Here is a 15,684-nt window from a genome sequence, read left to right as displayed (position 1 = left end):
GATGCGCGCAGCAAGTCAAGGCGCGCTCGACCGGGCGCGGGAGCGGTGGGAGCCGTTCGTCGCCACCCAGGTGGGCAAGGAGATCGAGCTGGCCCTCCAGATGTTCTCCATCGTGGATGTCATCAAGGTCTCCACGGCGCTCACCAACGCACTCGAGGGCGGATCGCGGGACGCGCAGGCGCGTGCGAAGCTCGCACGCGACGTGTTCGGCGGGCGCGTGAGCGACGGAGTGGCCGAGCTCGTGGAGGGACTCGTGCGCGAGGAGTGGTCCCAGCGGGATGACCTGCAGCGGGCCATCGAAGCGCTCGGGGTTGACACGATCCTGCTGGGCGCCCGTCGCGAGGGCGTGCTGTCCACCGTGGAAGAGGAGCTCTACCAGACGATGCGCCTCTACTCGGACAACCGCGATCTGCGCCTTGCCTTCACCACGCCGAACCTGTCCCCGGAGGCCCGCCACCGGTTCGCCGAGCAGCTGTTCCACAACCTCCAGCCGTGGACCGTGGCGCTCATCCGGCGCTCGATCGCGCGCGAACACCACACGATCCCGGGCCTGCTGCGCCGCTACACGTTCGCAGCCGCGCGCCTGGACGAGCACATGGTGGCCGCGGTGACCAGCGCCCTGCCGCTCACGCGCGAGCAGGAGGAGCGCCTGGCACGCATCCTCAGCGCCAAGTACGGCACGCCGGTCAAGATCCACGTTTCCATTGACACGGAAGTCATCGGAGGCCTGCGGATCTACGTGGGGGATGACATCATCGATGGCACTATCGCCAGCCGACTCGACTCGGTTCGAGGGGCATTTACCAACTGATTTTGAAAAGCGGCCTAGCCGCAAGCGAGCGAAGGAAGATAAATGGCTGAACTGATCAAGCCGGAGGAAATCCGGGCTGCGTTGGACAGCTTTGTGAGTTCGTATGAGCCTCCGAAAGCGGCCAGCGAGGAAGTCGGCCACGTCACCCTGACGGCCGACGGCATTGCCCGCGTGGACGGGCTGCCGGGCGCTATGGCGAATGAGCTTTTGCAGTTCGAGGATGACACCCTCGGCTTGGCGATGAACCTGGAAGAGGAAGAGATCGGCGTCGTCGTCCTCGGTGAATTCGAGGGTATCCGCGAGGGCATGGAGGTGCGTCGCACCGGGGAAGTTCTTTCCGTCCCCGTGGGCGATGGCTACCTCGGCCGCGTTGTCGATCCGCTTGGTAAGCCGATCGACGGTCTGGGCGAGATCACGGACCTCGACGGGCGCCGCGCGCTCGAGCTGCAGGCCCCGGGCGTCATGATGCGTAAGTCGGTCCACGAGCCGCTGCAGACCGGCCTCAAGGCGATTGACGCAATGATCCCGATCGGGCGCGGCCAGCGCCAGCTCATCATTGGCGACCGCAAGACGGGCAAGACCGCCCTGGCGATCGACGCCGTACTCAACCAGAAGGCGAACTGGGAGTCGGGCGATCCGACCAAGCAGGTGCGCTGCATCTACGTGGCGGTGGGCCAGAAGGGCTCCACCATCGCTTCTGTGCGGGCCACGCTCGAAGCCAACGGCGCGCTCGAATACACCACGATCGTGGCCGCGCCCGCCTCCGACTCGGCGGGCTTCAAGTACCTCGCCCCCTACACCGGCTCAGCCATCGGCCAGCACTGGATGTACCAGGGCAAGCACGTGCTCATCATCTTTGACGACCTGTCGAAGCAGGCAGAGGCCTACCGCTCGCTGTCCCTCCTGCTGCGCCGCCCGCCGGGGCGTGAGGCCTACCCGGGCGACGTGTTCTACCTGCACTCTCGCCTCCTCGAGCGCTGTGCGAAGCTCTCCGACGAGCTCGGTGCCGGCTCGATGACGGGCCTGCCGATCATCGAGACAAAGGCCAACGACGTCTCGGCCTACATCCCCACCAACGTCATCTCGATCACGGACGGGCAGATCTTCCTCCAGTCGGATCTGTTCAACGCCAACCAGCGCCCCGCTGTCGACGTCGGCATCTCCGTGTCCCGCGTGGGCGGTGACGCGCAGATCAAGGCGATGAAGAAGGTAGCCGGCACGCTGAAGATCACGCTGGCGCAGTACCGCGCCCAGGCGGCGTTCGCGATGTTCGCCTCCGATCTTGACGCGACCACCCGACGCCAGCTCACCCGCGGCGAGCGCCTCATGGAGCTACTCAAGCAGCCGCAGTACACCCCGTACGCGGTCGAGGACCAGGTGGCGTCCGTGTGGGCCGGCACCAACGGTTACCTCGACACGATCGAGCTCAAGGACGTGCACAAGTTCGAATCGGGCTACCTCGACTACCTGCGCCACAACACGAACGTGCTGCAGACCATCCTCGAGACCGGCAAGCTGGAGCCCGAGACGGAGGAGGAGCTGAAGGCGGCCACCGCCAAGTTCCTTGACTCCTTCACCTCCGCCTATGAGACCCACGAGCTGCCGACCGACCAGGTCGATCCTGCCCAGAAGTCGCAGGAGCAGATCGTTCGGTCCAAGAGGGGTTAGTAGTGGCCGGCGAACAGCGTATCTACAAGCAGAAGATCAGGGCGACCGAGACGCTCGAAAAGGTCTTCTCCGCGATGGAGCTCATTGCGGCTTCTCGCGTGGGCAGGGCGCGCAAGCGCGCGCTCGGCCAAGATCCCTATACGCAGGCCCTGACCAAGTCGATCGCGGCGGTTGCCGCACACGCTGACGAGAGCCACCCGATGCTCAACGAGCGTACCGACACGAACCGGGTCCTCGTCTTCGTGGTCACCTCCGATCGCGGCATGGCCGGCGCCTACTCGGCATCCGTGCTGCGCGAGGCGGACCGGCTACGCGAGGAGCTCGAGGCCCAGGGCAAGGAGCCGGTGCTCTACGTCTTCGGCCGGCGCGGGGTGTCGCACTTCAAGTTCCGCGGCGTCGAGCTCGCCGGCTCGTGGACGGGGGAGTCCGACAACCCGAGCGCGGACACCGCTCACGAGATCGCGCGCGAGTTCCTCGCCCGCTTCCTCGCCTCACCGGAGGAGGGCGGAGTTGCCGAGCTGCACACCGTTTACACGCGGTTCGAGTCGATGATCACGCAGAACGTGGAGGTGCGGCGGATGCTGCCGCTCGTCGTCGTCGACGACGAAGCCGGGCTTCACGAAGAGGCGCCGCTGTACGAGTTTGAGCCCTCGCCACGCCAGCTCTTCGACGCCCTGCTGCCTATGTACATCGACCAGCGCATCTACGCGGTCCTGCTCATGGCGGCCGCATCGGAGCTGGCCTCGCGCCAACAGGCGATGCACGCGGCCACCGAGAACGCGCAGAACCTCATCGAGGACTACACGCGCCTTGCGAACAATGCTCGCCAGGCAGAGATCACCACTGAAATCACCGAAATTATCTCCGGCGCGGACAGCCTCGGAAAGTAGCGCCAAGAAGGAAATGACTATGACAGATACGTCTCAGAAGCTGGCTGATGGCCGCATCATCCAGGTGGTCGGAGCGGTCGTGGACGTCGAGTTCCCGCCGGATGGCCTTCCTGAAATCAACTACGCCCTCGAAGTCGAGGTCGCCCTGCCCGAGGACGAGGCGGACGGCGCCGAGGTCACGAAGACCATGGTGCTCGAGGTGGCCCAGCACCTGGGCGACAACATCGTGCGTACGATCGCGATGAAGCCCACCGACGGCCTGGTGCGCGGCGCGAAGGTGCGCAACACCGGCGCCCCGATCTCGGTGCCCGTGGGCGACGTGACCAAGGGCCACGTGTTCAACGTGGTGGGCGAGTGCTTGAACCTTGAAGAGGGCGAGACCCTCGAGGTCACCGAACGCTGGCCGATCCACCGCACAGCCCCGAACTTCGATCAGCTCGAGGGCCAGACCAAGATGTTCCAGACGGGCATCAAGGTGATCGACCTCCTCACCCCGTACGTGCAGGGCGGCAAGATCGGCCTGTTTGGCGGCGCGGGCGTGGGCAAGACCGTGCTCATCCAGGAGATGATCCAACGCGTTGCCCAGGATCACGGCGGTGTGTCCGTGTTCGCCGGCGTCGGCGAGCGCACTCGCGAGGGCAATGACCTCATCATGGAGATGGAGGAGGCCGGCGTTCTGGACAAGACCGCCCTGGTCTTCGGCCAGATGGACGAGCCGCCGGGGGTGCGTCTGCGCATCGCCCTGTCCGGTCTGACGATGGCGGAGTACTTCCGCGACGTGCAGAACCAGGACGTGCTACTGTTCATCGACAACATCTTCCGCTTCACGCAGGCTGGCTCCGAGGTCTCCACGCTGCTGGGCCGCATGCCGTCCGCGGTGGGCTACCAGCCCACGCTCGCCGATGAGATGGGCGCCCTCCAGGAGCGCATCACGTCCACGCGCGGCCACTCGATTACGTCGCTGCAGGCCATTTACGTGCCTGCTGACGACTACACCGATCCGGCGCCTGCCACGACGTTCGCCCACCTGGATGCGACCACCGAGCTCTCCCGTGAGATCGCCTCGCGCGGCCTGTACCCGGCGGTGGACCCGCTGGCGTCGACGTCGCGCATCCTCGACCCGCAGTACGTGGGTCAGGCGCATTACGACGTGGCGACCCGCGTGAAGTCCATCCTCCAGAAGAACAAGGAACTTCAGGACATCATTTCGATCCTGGGCGTGGACGAGCTCTCCGAAGAGGACAAGATCACCGTTGCGCGTGCACGCCGCATCGAGCAGTACCTCTCGCAGAACACCTACACGGCCGTGAAGTTTACGGGCGTGGAGGGATCCACGGTGCCGATCGACGAGACGGTTGAGGCCTTCCGTCGCATCACCGAGGGCGAATACGATCACATCCCGGAGCAGGCGTTCTTCAACATCGGCGGCATCGAGGACATCGAGCGCGCCTGGGCGAAGATTCAGGCCGAGTCATGAGGCTAGAGATCGTTACGCGAACCGGGGGCCTCTACAAAGGTGAGGTCTCTGAGCTCGTGGTGCCCGCATTCAACGGCGAGATGGGTATCCTGCCGGGTCACGCCCCCGTCATGGCCGTGATCTACAAAGGCACGGTACGCCTGGTGGAGAATGGGGAGCCGAAGTCCTTCAAGGTTGGCAACGGCTTCATGACCGTGGACCAGGACGACATCACGGTGGTCGTGGAGGATTACGACGACGCCGAGGCCAACGCCAAGATGTTCGAGGAACTGGGCGCGGAATAGGAACGGGCTGATATGGGCGAGGGCGGCATCTGGTGGATCATCGCGATCCTTGTGATGCTCGCTCTCGCCCTGTCATCCCTCTACCTGTATCGCATTCGCTACTTGCTCAATCACGAGGCCTCGATCCAGGTGTCGGTGCGGGGCGAGGACGGGGCGTGGCACAACGCGATCGCGATCCTTGGGCCTGAGTCCCTTGACCTGTATTCCACGCGCTCCCTGTCCTTGGCGCCGAAGGTGCGGTGGGTGCGCAACACGATGAGTTTTGAGGTGCAGCGCCCGCGCGGGGGTATCTCCGTGGTCACGGTCCTCATGCCCGGCAAACCAGGTAGCGCGGGGGAGAGCCGGCGGGTGGCCTCCAGTCCGGAGGAGATGGCGGCGCTGCTGTCCTGGATGGATTCCTCGCGCCCCTCGGCCGAGCCCACGCTCGGGTAGGGGTGAGCCGGGCGGGCGGCGTCGTGCGGCGGCTTGCATTGCCGGGCAGCGTCGTGAGGTAGCGGGCGCAAGACGCGCGGGCCGGGCGCTCTGCTAGGCTGGAGCTTCTAGCGGAAAGGAAGCTCGTGCGAATCGTCATTGCGACATGCTCTGTGGATTATTCTGGTCGCCTCGATGCCCACCTTGAGCCCGCCAAGCGGGTAGTCATGCTCAAGTCAGACGGGTCGGTGCTTATCCATTCCGATGGCGGGTCGTACAAGCCGCTGAATTGGATGTCGGCGCCGTGCACGATGCGCGTGGAGGAGCCGGAAGCAGCGGAGGCTGAGCGCGGGATTACCGAAAAGTGGCGGGTGGAGCACGCGAAGATGGATGACGCGCTCGTCATCCACATTTTTGAGATCCACGAGGACATCACGGACGATTTGGGCGTGGAGCCAGGCCTGCTCAAGGACGGCGTAGAGGAACACCTGCAGCGCCTGCTCGCCGAGCAGACCGAGATCCTAGGCGCGGGCACGCAGCTGGTGCGGCGCGAGTATCCGACGGCGATCGGGCCGGTGGACCTGCTGGTGACGGACGCGCAGGGGCGCCACATCGCGGTGGAGGTCAAGCGCCGGGGCGGGGTGGACGGCGTGGAGCAACTGACCCGCTACCTTTCGCTGCTCGAGCGCGATTCCACGCTCCGTCCGATCCGCGGCATCTTCGCGGCCCAGGAGATCCGTCCACAGGCGCGGGTGCTGGCGGAGGACCGGGGGATTGAGTGCGTGGTGCTCGACTATGACGCGATGCGCGGAGTGGACCGGCCTGAGGATCGGCTGTTCTGATGGCCCGGCGGCGGAACAAGTATCAGCGTGAGGTTCGCCCGCTCGATCCGGAGCGGTTGATGAACTACACCCACTACGAGACCGCCGATAACGGCATGGAGTTCAAGGTTCACACCATCCGCGCGGGCACCAAGGAGTACGTGTGCCCGGGGTGTAACGGGATCATCATGGTGGGGGAATCGCACGTGGTGGCCTGGACGGAGGACAGCTGGTTTGGCCCACAGGCGGGCCAGGAGGCGCGCCGGCACTGGCACACGTCGTGCTGGCGGGCGAAAGGGCGCCGCTCCACGGGCTTCTAGTGGTAGCGTGGTTTTATGATTGCATATCGTAGAACTGGGCCAGCGTCTGACCTTCCGCTTGTGCTTCTTCATGCACTGCCGTTGGATTCGGCGATGTGGAATGCCGTGCGCAGCGAGCTTTCCGACGTCGACATCCTTACCTTCGATGCCCCGGGCTTCGGGGAATCCGAACTGACCGCGGAGTTCATGGCGGGCGAGCCGAGCATCGCCACGTTCGTGGCCGCGATGAAGGCGCGCCTGGACGAGCTGGGCATCAAGCGCATCGCGCTCGGCGGGTTGTCGATGGGCGGCTCGGTGGCCGCGGAGTTCACGGTCACGTACCCCGAGCTCGTGGCCGGCCTTGCCCTCATGGACACGAACATCAATTCCGATGATGCCGACCGCAAGGCTTTCCGCCGCGACGCCGCCGCCAAGGCTGACGCGGGCCAGGGCTATGAGACGGTAAAGGACTGGACGACCACGATGGTGGGCCCGGATGCATCGGACGAGGTCCGGGCGTCGTTGGACGCCCGCTTCCGTGCCCTGCCGAATGAGGGCCTGGCGTGGATCCAGCGGGCGATGGCGAACCGTGAGGATCGCACGGACGCGGTGGCGCGGGTGAAGGGCCCGGTGTATTTCATTCGTGGTACGGAGGATCCCACGGCGTCGATGGAGAGCTACATGAAGCTCGCCTTGCGTACCGACCAGCCACGGATCAAGGAGATCCCGGGCGTGGGCCACTTCGCGGCTGATGAGAGCCCGGTGGAGCTGGCGGCCATTTTGCGCGATTTTTACGCGCACGTAGCCCGCTAAGTGGTGGCTAACTGGTAATTCTGGAGCCGATCGGGGCCGATACGGCCATGAAACCTCTCAGATTCACGAGTTAGCAACGCCGCGAGAGCGAAGAGGGCCCCGGGCGCATGCCCGGGGCCCTCGACGTACCAGCGTCCACTTGGCAGAGCTTATCTACTCGGCTCCCTCGCCGGCACCGCCTTTCCCGGCTTTGTCTTCGGCCGAATCGACGATCTCCTCGAGTGCCATGGAGTGTGAGGAGGAGGTGAGGATCGCCCGGATGTCCTCCAGGTAGGACTGGAGGGAGTTGCGCTGTTCGCGCAGGGAGGCCACGTGCTCTTCGGCGGATTTGCGCTCGCCGTCGGCGGCGCTTTGCGCGGCGGAGCGGATGCGGTCGGCCTCCTCGCGTGCGGCCTCGAGGATGACGGCGGCCTCTTCGCGGGCCTGGGTGAGGATGGCGGCGGCCTCGGTGTTCGAGGTGGCGGTGAGCTCGTCGGCCCGCTTGGTGGCTTCGACCACCCGGGCTTCGGCGTCCTGTGCCTCGTTTTCGGCCGCGCTCACCATCTCCTCGGCGCGGGCGCGCAGTTCGGCGGCCTGCTCAGTGAGGGCGCGGGCGGATTCGGCGGCCTTCGCGGCGATCTCGTCCTCCGCCTCGGCGCGCATCTTGGCCACCTCCTGGGCCACCGTGGAGCGCAGATTGGTCATCTCCTCTTCCGTCTGGGCCCGAAGGGCCGCGGCCTCATGTTCGGCCTCGGAGCGCAGGGCGGTGGTGTCCTTGTCGGCGAGCGTGCGCAGGCGGGCGGCCTCGCGTTCGGCGGAGGAGACCATTTCGTTGGCGGTTCGACGCGTGGTTTCGGACAGGGTGGCCGCTTCGGCTTCGGCCTTGGTGCGCATAGTGGTGGCCTCCGTCTGGGCGTGCTCGAGGGTCTTTTGGCTTTCGGATTCGGCGCTGGCGCGCAGCTGGGCGGCGCGGGACTTCGCGTCGGCAACCAGCGCGGCAGCGTCCTGGCGGGCGCGCATCATGAGGTCGAGCGCCTGTTCCTCGGTGGAGCGCAGGAGGCGTTCCACGCGCGAGCCGAGCCCGGAGTAGGAGGGCCGCTCATTTTCCCGCAGCGCGTCCTGGGCCTCGGTCAGCTCGGCGGAGAGCTGGAGGATCTGCGCGTCCAGGCGGGAGACGTGATCCCGCGTCTGCTCGAGGCTGGCCTCCAACTGGGAGATGCGCTCGTCTACCTGAGCGCGGTCGTATCCGCGCATGACGACTGGGAATTGGTCGGTCACATTGGCTCCTTGATCGGTTTTCTCTCCCTACAGCGTAGTGTCACCGCGCCGTCGAGTCACTCACACTACGATGATTTTATTACCTGTGTCAGGATAGTGTTACACAATTGTTATCAAAGACTACTGGATGCTGAGGAACTGGTATGAAACGGATCGGCGGCCTGCTTTTGGTTATCCTGGGCCTGATCGTGGCGGTTTTCGGGATTGTCCGGGCTGCCACGGCTGAGGAATCGACCGTCGTTGAGGTGACGGTGCCAGGCGGCGAGTCGCAATTCATTTTCACCGCACCCGGCGTCCTGGAGATGGTGAATGACACGGTGGCGGTGACGCTCGAGGGCGAGGGCACGGTCCAGTGGGCGTTGGCCACGACGGGCGACGTCCGGGCCTACGTGGGCGACGCCCCGGCTACCGAGGTGACGGGCCTGGAGAGCTGGGAGGCCGCGTCGTCGGACACGGTCCCGGGCACGGATGAGGCGCGTGCCGCAATTGACGAGGCGGCGGCCAGCGAGGCCGGCTTCGTCATCACGGGCTCTGACCTGTGGCTCGATTCGGGCTCGGGGGAGGGGTCCGTGGAGCTCGAGCTCACGCCCGACACCAGCTTCGAGCAGTCCCTCATCGCGACGACGTCCACCGGGCAGGCGCCCGACCTCACGCTCACGTGGAACAGGCCGCTGGCGCTGTCGAACCCGATGCCGGTGATCGCGATCGGCGTGCTCCTCCTGCTGATCGGAGCTCTCCTTCTGCTGAGCGCGCGCCAGGCGCAGCAGGACCAAGCGAGCGTGGCGAAGAGCTACCGCGAGCGCAAGGAGCGCTCCGAGGCCGAGACCAGTATCATGCCGAAGATCCGGGGCGATGAGTCGCCGGAGGAGTTGGGCGTGCGTCAGTCGGCGGCTGAGCAGACCGGAGGCGCCTTCGGCGCGGGCATCCTTCCCGCCGTCAACCAGGAGCTGCGCGAGCGCGAGCTGAGCGACGCCGACCGGGTGGTGCTTCCCGTAGCGGACGAGGATCCCGACGTCGATCCCGCGGCTGTCGATGAGGCCGTGGAGCCGGCCGTAGAGCCCGAAGGATCTGAGGCTAACGCCCCCGCGGAGGCCGAGCAGGCTGAGCCAGCGGAAGGCGAGCCGACGGAAGTGGAGAGTGGCGAGCTCGGCGCGGACGACGTCGTCGGCGAAGCGGCCGAAGAGGAAAAGGACTGGCGGGCGCTGTGGAATTTCAAGTGGGGTACTCCGTTCCAGAAGGGAGACGAGGATGCGTAAGGCGGTGGCGGCGATTGCCGTAGTGACGCTGATGGGCGGCTGCGCGAGCGAGCAGGCGGTCCCGAGCCCGGTAAGCGGGTCGAACCCGCAGGTGGTGGTGGCGGACGCGAAGTTCGCCGAGATCGCCCAGGCGGCGGCAGATGGGATTGCCGCGGCGGACACGAGCCTGAACGCGGATGACCTCGGCGTGCGCGTGGGCGGGCCGGCCAAGACTTACCGCGCGGCCCAGCTCAAGCTTGAATCCCTGCTGGGCGACTCCTATGACCTCGACCCGCTGCTGGTGGATACGGATGCGACCCCGGTGTCGTCGGGCACGGCTTTCCCGCGTTCGATGATGGCCGTGGTGCCGCCGCGCGACGGGCAGAACCTGACCTCGCTGGCGGTGTGGAGCCAGGACTCGGCGCGCGGCAACTACCACCTGTGGGCGGACGTGGCGTTGTTCCCGGGCGTGGACGCGCCCACCATCGTCTCGCAGCTGAACAACGCCGAGGGCTTCCCGAACGTCGAGCCCGCGGACTACGCGGTGGACCCGAATGAGGTGCTCGCCGCGTACGTGGCCTACAACGGCACCCGCACCCAGCAAGCGATCGCTTTCGAGGCGGAGGACCCGCTCTACCGGCAGATCGCCAACCAGCAGGATGCCTTCGTGCAGTCGTTGGGGGACCTGGGTACGGCCGCCACGGACTTTTACGTAGGCGACGCGGGCCTGCGCGGCGTGGCCACCGACAACGGCGGCCTGGTGATCGTGGGCGAGATGCGCTACGCGATCCGGATCACGAAGACCGTGGACGGGGCCAAGCTGCGCATCGGCGGGCAGATCGGCGCGCTGTACAACGGCTCGGGGGAGAACGCCACGCTGGAGATCGATCACCAGGGCGTGGCGAACTATTCGACAACAGTGGCGTTCTACGTGCCGCCGGCAGGCGCGGATGCCACGGTGCGCGTGATCGGCTCGGCGGAGCCCACGCTGATTTCCGTGGAGAACGTGGCACAGGACCAGCAGTAAAGAGGAGAGCATATGTCGATGTCTATGGGTGGCGCTGTCGACCTGTCGATGTTTAACACGCCGGAGCCGCAGGCTGCGGGCGGGGCCGTCCAGGGCCCGTGGATTTACGACCTCACGGATCAGGGCTTGCAGGGTGCGGTGACGACGTCGGCGAAGGTGCCGGTGGTGGTGGTCTTCCACTCGTCCCATTCCGAGAATTCCCAAACCCTTGTTGCGATCTTCGAGCGGCTCATCACCGCCAAGGCCGGGCGCATCCAGCTGGCCAAGCTCAGCGTGGATGAGTACGCGGAGGTGGCCCAGTCCTTCGGGGTGAGCGCGGTGCCCGCCGTGGCCGCGCTCTTGCAGGGCCAGCCGGTCCCGCTCTTCCAGGGCATGCCCGAGGAGGCCCAGCTGGCCGAGACCCTCGACAAGCTCGTGGAGACTGCCGCCCAATATGGCATTAACGGCGTGCTCGACAACTCGGCGGCCGCCCCCGAACCGGAGGTCCCGCCGCTGCACCGCGAGGGGCGCGAGGCGCTCGAGAAGGGCGACCTCGCTGCCGCCCACGCCGCCTACACCAAGGCGCTCGCGGAGAACCCCGGCGACGACGAGGCCCAGACGGCCCTCCACCAGGTCGAGCTCCTGCAGCGCATCGAGAAGCTGGATATCGCCGGCGACGTGTCGAGGGTCGAGTCCGTGCTGCGCGCCGCGGCCGAGGCGCCGGTGAGCGACGTCGAGCCGCACCTGACCGCCGCCGACGTCGAATTCTCCCTCAACCGGCCCGACGCCGCGTTCGCCCGGCTCATCGAGGTGGTGCGGGCAACCAGCGGGGAGGATCGTGACTCCGCCCGCGAGCGCCTGCTTGCCTACTTCGACATCCTCGGGCCCTCCGAGGTGGTCACGCAGGCGCGTAAGGCGTTGACGAACGCGCTGTTCTAACGGGCGGCCAGCCTGACAATGTGGAGATAGACAATAGTTTCGAACCGTGGAAGGACTCGGCGTGAAACTCTCGCTCTTTAATCGACTTGCTAACGTCGAAACTCCGACGGCCACGGAATCTCTGCTCCAGGAATACTTCCAGGATCATTTCCCCAACATCGCGTTTGAGAACATTGAGGACATCGCGGCGGGAGCAGGAGTGAGTCCCGCGTCCGTCACCCGCTTCGTGAGGAGCCTCGGATACGCGGGTTTCCGAGACTTCAGCGGTGCGGTGCGGGAGGAGGTGCGGGAGAACTTTGATTCCCCCGCCGAACGCAACGTCGCGCAGATTGAACCGTCGCGGCCGGCGGCGATGTGGTCGGCACAGGTGCAGACGGCAGAGGCGAGCATTGGCTCCTCTATCACGGAGGAGAGCGCGCTGGTCTTCGATGAGATCGTTGAGTTGGTGCGGGATCAGTCCCGGCCGCTCTATCTCTTCTCTCACGCCTCGGGGCGCTACCTGTTGCGCTATTTTTACCTGCTCGCGCGCTACCATCGGGGCAACATGAGGTCGCCGGAAGACATCGACGTCTTACCCCATGAGCTTGCGGGAATCGAGCCGAATGCTATTGCCTTGATTTCGATCTTTGACCGGCACCCGGCACCCATTAAAGGCCTGATCGAGTTTCTACACCAGAAAAAGGTTACGACCATCCTGGTGACGAACCGGCCAGCCTCGCCGCTACGCCAGCACGCGGATATCATCATGACGTTGCAGGCCCCGCCGCCGGTCGGCCGGTTCCGTAGCCGAAGCACCCTGCTCGTTTTCTTGGAGGCGCTCGTTGGAGCCCTCGAGAACGAGGGCTCCAACGAGCGCATTGAGCAGATCGAGGAACTGTTTACGAGCCAGGGTCTGATCATCAAACCCGGCCAATCCTCCTAGTCCTGTTCGCCCTGCCTGGCAAGGTGGGCGGACAGGCCCGTGTAGCTGTCGGGCTGCGAGAGTCGATCGAGGTCCACCGAGGCCAGTGCATCAGACAGCTCCGGTGACCGGGACACGAATGCGGCGAGGGTGGTGCCCTTTTCGCGGTACTCGGCCGCGAAATCCTGCAGTACGTGATGGGCGCGGTCGTGCCCGATATGGGGAGCCATTTGCATAAGGATGTTCTCCGTGAGGATGAGTGGACCGTCCAGCTCAGCATTGCGGCGCAGGTGGGCGGCGTTGAACGTGAGTCGGGTGAAGAGGCCGTTGAGCTTCTCCAGCGCGCCCCCGACCAGCACGAGCGTACGGGGCAGGACGTCGCGCTCAACCTCGAGCTGGCGGTGGTCGCGTTCGTGGGCGCCTGGCGGTTGGGTGAGCAGGGTGGCTGTAGCTCCGGCGGCAAGCCGCGCGGCCACGGATGTCTTCATCATGGCGAAGGGGTTGCGCTTCTGCGGCATGGCGGATGAGCCGGAGAGGTGGGCATCCATGGCTTCGAATGCCTCGCCGATCTCGTTGCGCTGCATGTCGAAGAGGTCTTCGGCGATCTTGGCGAGGTTCTGGCCGAGGATGGCCACCACGCAGCACAGCATCGTGATCGAATCGCGGTCAGCGTGCCAGGGCAGCAGACGGAAGGTCAGGTCAAGCTGATCAGCTAGGCCCTCGGCGATTCTCGGCCCATCCTCGCCATTGGAGGCGTAGGTGCCGGCCGCCCCGGAGAACTGGACGCTGAGCGCCTCGTCTCTGCACAGCTGAAGTCGGCGCAGATCACGGTCGAGGCTGGCCTTCCAGCGGCTGATCCGTAGACCGAGCGTGGTGGGCAGGGCCTGCTGGCCGTTGGTGCGCGCCACCATGACAGTCTCTGCGTGCTCGTGAGCCAGACGCTCGCACGTGTCGCGCAAGGCGATGAGGTGACTTTCCATTAGATCGAGTGATTCGCGGATTTGCAGGGCGCGCGCGGTGTCAAGGATGTCCTGGCTGGTTGCGCCATAGTGGACCCAGCCGCGATGCTCCGGGGGAATCGTCTTGCGGATGTTGTCGAGCCCGACGATCAGGGGGTTGCCGACGCCACCCTGGCTGACGGCGTCGACGAATTGGTCGGAGACGCGGGCATTGGCGCGAATGGCCCGGGCGGCCTCCTTCGGAATGATGCCAAGCGTCGCCTGGACTTCGGCGAGCGTGGCCTCGACCTCGAACCACGCCTCGAGGGTGCGCCGCTCGCCCCAGATCTCATCGAAGTCGGTGTAGACGTACCCCCTGCGGGTCAGTGCGCTATCAAGCAAACCAAAAGACACGGTGATTTCCTTTCTATTAGCCAACGATCAGGCTGAGGGTAGTCATGACGACGATGCCGACAGCCATCGGGAGCGCCGTGCGCTTGACGATCGCGGCGGGGCTGACGCCGACTGTTCCAGCGACAGAGATAACGACGCCGGAGATAGGAGACATTGAGCGGAACAGGCCACCCGCGAACTGCATTGGGGTGACGAGGGTGGCAACCGAGCCGCCCATGTCGCTCGCAACCTTAGGAGCGAGCGAGGCGAAGGCAGAGAAGGCGCCGACACCGGAGCCGGTGAGGAAGGTGACGAGGCCGACGATAAGGGTGAGGATGATGGCCATCACACCGATCCCGATTTCGCCGCGCTGGGCGAGACCGATGAGACCGTCGATGAGGCCCGTGATTTTGAGGCCTTCGGCGAAGACCTGTGCAGCGATAATGAGCGCGACCACGGAAGTAAAGATGTTACCCATGCCTGCAAAGAACTGACGTGCGTCAAGGAAGACGCCGTTGATCTCCCGCCTGCGGATCAGCTCGATCACCATGGCGGCGAGCCAGACGACGAAGAAAGCAGAAACGGTCGACAACTCAATGGCGTCGTTCGTGAGCGGGCTGAAGACAATGAGGAGGATGATGGGGCAAATCACCAAAAGGGCGTACCACTTGGGTGCTGACGCTCCCGCGGCCTGTTCCTGCTCGACCTGGATTGCCGAGGCGGCCTCGCGTCGATCGACGTACTTCTGGGTGAAGTAAATGGTGACGGCGATGGCGATCATCGTGGGGATCGCCACGGGTAGCTGATTCTTGACGAAGTAGACGGCGGGGGAGACCCCCCACAGTCTCAGCGGCGAGGATGGCCGTTCCTGTACCAGGGCCCATGGGCAGTGCCGAGACCGACGCGATGACGGCACCCGCCGCGGCCGGGCGAACCCCCGCCGATTTGAGGATCGGCAAGAGGGTGACCAGCAAAAGGAGGGCGAGACCCGCGGCGCTTGGGATCACCATGAAGAGCGATTGACCCAGGAAATAGGCAATGACCAGGAGGACGTAGGGCCGGTGGAACCTCTCCATCGGGCTGGCGGCTACCTCGACGAGTGCTCGGGTCGCGCCGATCTTCTTCATGTAGGCTGAGAAACCACCAGCGGCCATGATGATTAACCCAACCCCTGCGAGCTGGCTCTTGGCAACGGACTCGATGACTCCGAAGATGTCAACCCATCGCGAACCCGAGGTCGCGTCCTCTGACAGCGGCATCGCGCTCGAATCCAGAATGACTGCGGCCCCAATCAGTAACAGACCTGCGAGGAGGAGCACCATGATCGGCTGCTTCCCCTTGACGAGCATGTATCCTGCGCCAATGGTGACCAGGATAGCGAGAATGATGAGAAACATCGCCCACCCCTTCTTAGTGTTGGCGCCATCGCCAACGGCTGAGAATTAGCTTTCATGTCTTCGTTGGTTGAAAACTAATATTCAGAGTACGCCTACGAAAAGAAGTTTTCATCAAAATAGTGGTGTGAATTGATTGTTTTCGCG

General features: G+C 65.2%; 16 protein-coding genes and 1 pseudogene. 13 read left to right on the top strand and 4 right to left on the bottom strand.

Annotated features, from left to right (window positions below):
• Nucleotide 1: 1 nt before the first annotated feature.
• The 9 genes from QPC17_RS06745 to QPC17_RS06705 all read left to right on the top strand — a co-directional run bounded on the left by QPC17_RS06745 (nt 2) and on the right by QPC17_RS06705 (nt 7,474).
• The gene (locus QPC17_RS06745; RefSeq protein ID WP_062613450.1) at nt 2-811 is read left to right on the top strand and encodes a F0F1 ATP synthase subunit delta; all 810 of its coding nucleotides are present in this window, start codon (nt 2-4) and stop codon (nt 809-811) included.
• Between the two features lie 42 nt (nt 812-853).
• Nucleotides 854-2,479, top strand: coding sequence for a F0F1 ATP synthase subunit alpha (atpA, locus tag QPC17_RS06740; protein ID WP_062613451.1), 1,626 nt, complete (start codon nt 854-856; stop codon nt 2,477-2,479).
• Between the two features lie 2 nt (nt 2,480-2,481).
• Complete coding sequence (locus tag QPC17_RS06735; protein ID WP_068538689.1) at nt 2,482-3,369, top strand: F0F1 ATP synthase subunit gamma; 888 nt, start codon at nt 2,482-2,484, stop codon at nt 3,367-3,369.
• Between the two features lie 13 nt (nt 3,370-3,382).
• Entirely contained in the window at nt 3,383-4,846 is a 1,464-nt protein-coding gene (atpD, locus tag QPC17_RS06730; RefSeq protein ID WP_062613453.1) for a F0F1 ATP synthase subunit beta, read from the top strand.
• Nucleotides 4,843-5,130: a F0F1 ATP synthase subunit delta/epsilon gene (locus QPC17_RS06725; protein WP_062613454.1), complete on the top strand. Its 288-nt coding sequence runs from the start codon at nt 4,843-4,845 to the stop codon at nt 5,128-5,130. The genes atpD and QPC17_RS06725 overlap by 4 nt, the downstream gene beginning before the upstream one ends.
• Nucleotides 5,131-5,142: 12 nt before the next feature.
• The gene (locus QPC17_RS06720) at nt 5,143-5,562 is read left to right on the top strand and encodes a DUF2550 family protein (protein WP_062613455.1); all 420 of its coding nucleotides are present in this window, start codon (nt 5,143-5,145) and stop codon (nt 5,560-5,562) included.
• A 125-nt stretch (nt 5,563-5,687) separates the two neighbouring features.
• Nucleotides 5,688-6,383, top strand: a complete 696-nt coding sequence (gene nucS, locus QPC17_RS06715; RefSeq protein ID WP_062613456.1) for an endonuclease NucS — start codon at nt 5,688-5,690, stop codon at nt 6,381-6,383.
• Entirely contained in the window at nt 6,383-6,682 is a 300-nt protein-coding gene (locus QPC17_RS06710; RefSeq protein WP_062613457.1) for an Rv1322 family protein, read from the top strand. The genes nucS and QPC17_RS06710 overlap by 1 nt, the downstream gene beginning before the upstream one ends.
• A gap of 93 nt (nt 6,683-6,775) precedes the next feature.
• Nucleotides 6,776-7,474: an alpha/beta fold hydrolase gene (locus QPC17_RS06705; protein WP_062613458.1), complete on the top strand. Its 699-nt coding sequence runs from the start codon at nt 6,776-6,778 to the stop codon at nt 7,472-7,474.
• A 153-nt stretch (nt 7,475-7,627) separates the two neighbouring features.
• On the opposite strand, the gene QPC17_RS06700 is transcribed toward QPC17_RS06705, so the two are convergent.
• Nucleotides 7,628-8,731 carry a coiled-coil domain-containing protein gene (locus tag QPC17_RS06700; RefSeq protein ID WP_285347140.1) on the bottom strand — a complete coding sequence of 368 codons (1,104 nt, stop codon included), beginning with the start codon at nt 8,729-8,731 and terminating at the stop codon, nt 7,628-7,630.
• A gap of 143 nt (nt 8,732-8,874) precedes the next feature.
• Between QPC17_RS06700 and QPC17_RS06695 the strand changes: the two genes are divergently transcribed.
• The 4 genes from QPC17_RS06695 (at nt 8,875) to QPC17_RS06680 (ending at nt 12,833) form a co-directional block, all read left to right on the top strand.
• Nucleotides 8,875-9,987, top strand: a complete 1,113-nt coding sequence (locus tag QPC17_RS06695) for a hypothetical protein (protein WP_285321272.1) — start codon at nt 8,875-8,877, stop codon at nt 9,985-9,987.
• Nucleotides 9,980-10,993 (top strand): hypothetical protein, encoded by a 1,014-nt coding sequence (locus QPC17_RS06690; protein ID WP_062613461.1) that lies wholly within the window; start codon nt 9,980-9,982, stop codon nt 10,991-10,993. Before QPC17_RS06695 ends, QPC17_RS06690 begins: the two co-directional genes overlap by 8 nt.
• A gap of 12 nt (nt 10,994-11,005) precedes the next feature.
• The gene (locus tag QPC17_RS06685; RefSeq protein WP_285347139.1) at nt 11,006-11,911 is read left to right on the top strand and encodes a tetratricopeptide repeat protein; all 906 of its coding nucleotides are present in this window, start codon (nt 11,006-11,008) and stop codon (nt 11,909-11,911) included.
• A 61-nt stretch (nt 11,912-11,972) separates the two neighbouring features.
• Nucleotides 11,973-12,833 (top strand): MurR/RpiR family transcriptional regulator, encoded by an 861-nt coding sequence (locus QPC17_RS06680; RefSeq protein ID WP_062613463.1) that lies wholly within the window; start codon nt 11,973-11,975, stop codon nt 12,831-12,833.
• Here QPC17_RS06680 and QPC17_RS06675 read toward each other — a convergent pair.
• From QPC17_RS06675 to dcuC (QPC17_RS09635), 3 genes and pseudogenes are all read right to left on the bottom strand, one after another.
• On the bottom strand, nt 12,830-14,164 hold the full coding sequence (locus tag QPC17_RS06675) for a lyase family protein (protein ID WP_070446425.1): 1,335 nt from the start codon (nt 14,162-14,164) through the stop codon (nt 12,830-12,832). The genes QPC17_RS06680 and QPC17_RS06675 overlap by 4 nt on opposite strands.
• Before the next feature lie 16 nt (nt 14,165-14,180).
• Nucleotides 14,181-14,939: a C4-dicarboxylate transporter DcuC gene (gene dcuC, locus QPC17_RS06670; RefSeq protein WP_285347138.1), complete on the bottom strand. Its 759-nt coding sequence runs from the start codon at nt 14,937-14,939 to the stop codon at nt 14,181-14,183.
• A 55-nt stretch (nt 14,940-14,994) separates the two neighbouring features.
• A pseudogene (dcuC, locus tag QPC17_RS09635) lies at nt 14,995-15,540 on the bottom strand (C4-dicarboxylate transporter DcuC); the annotation flags it as partial.
• Nucleotides 15,541-15,684 lie beyond the last annotated feature (144 nt).

Origin of the sequence: Trueperella bernardiae, from assembly GCF_030246965.1 — a bacterium.
GTDB classification, from domain to species: domain Bacteria; phylum Actinomycetota; class Actinomycetes; order Actinomycetales; family Actinomycetaceae; genus Trueperella; species Trueperella bernardiae.
This window is presented reverse-complemented; position numbering and strand designations above follow the sequence as displayed.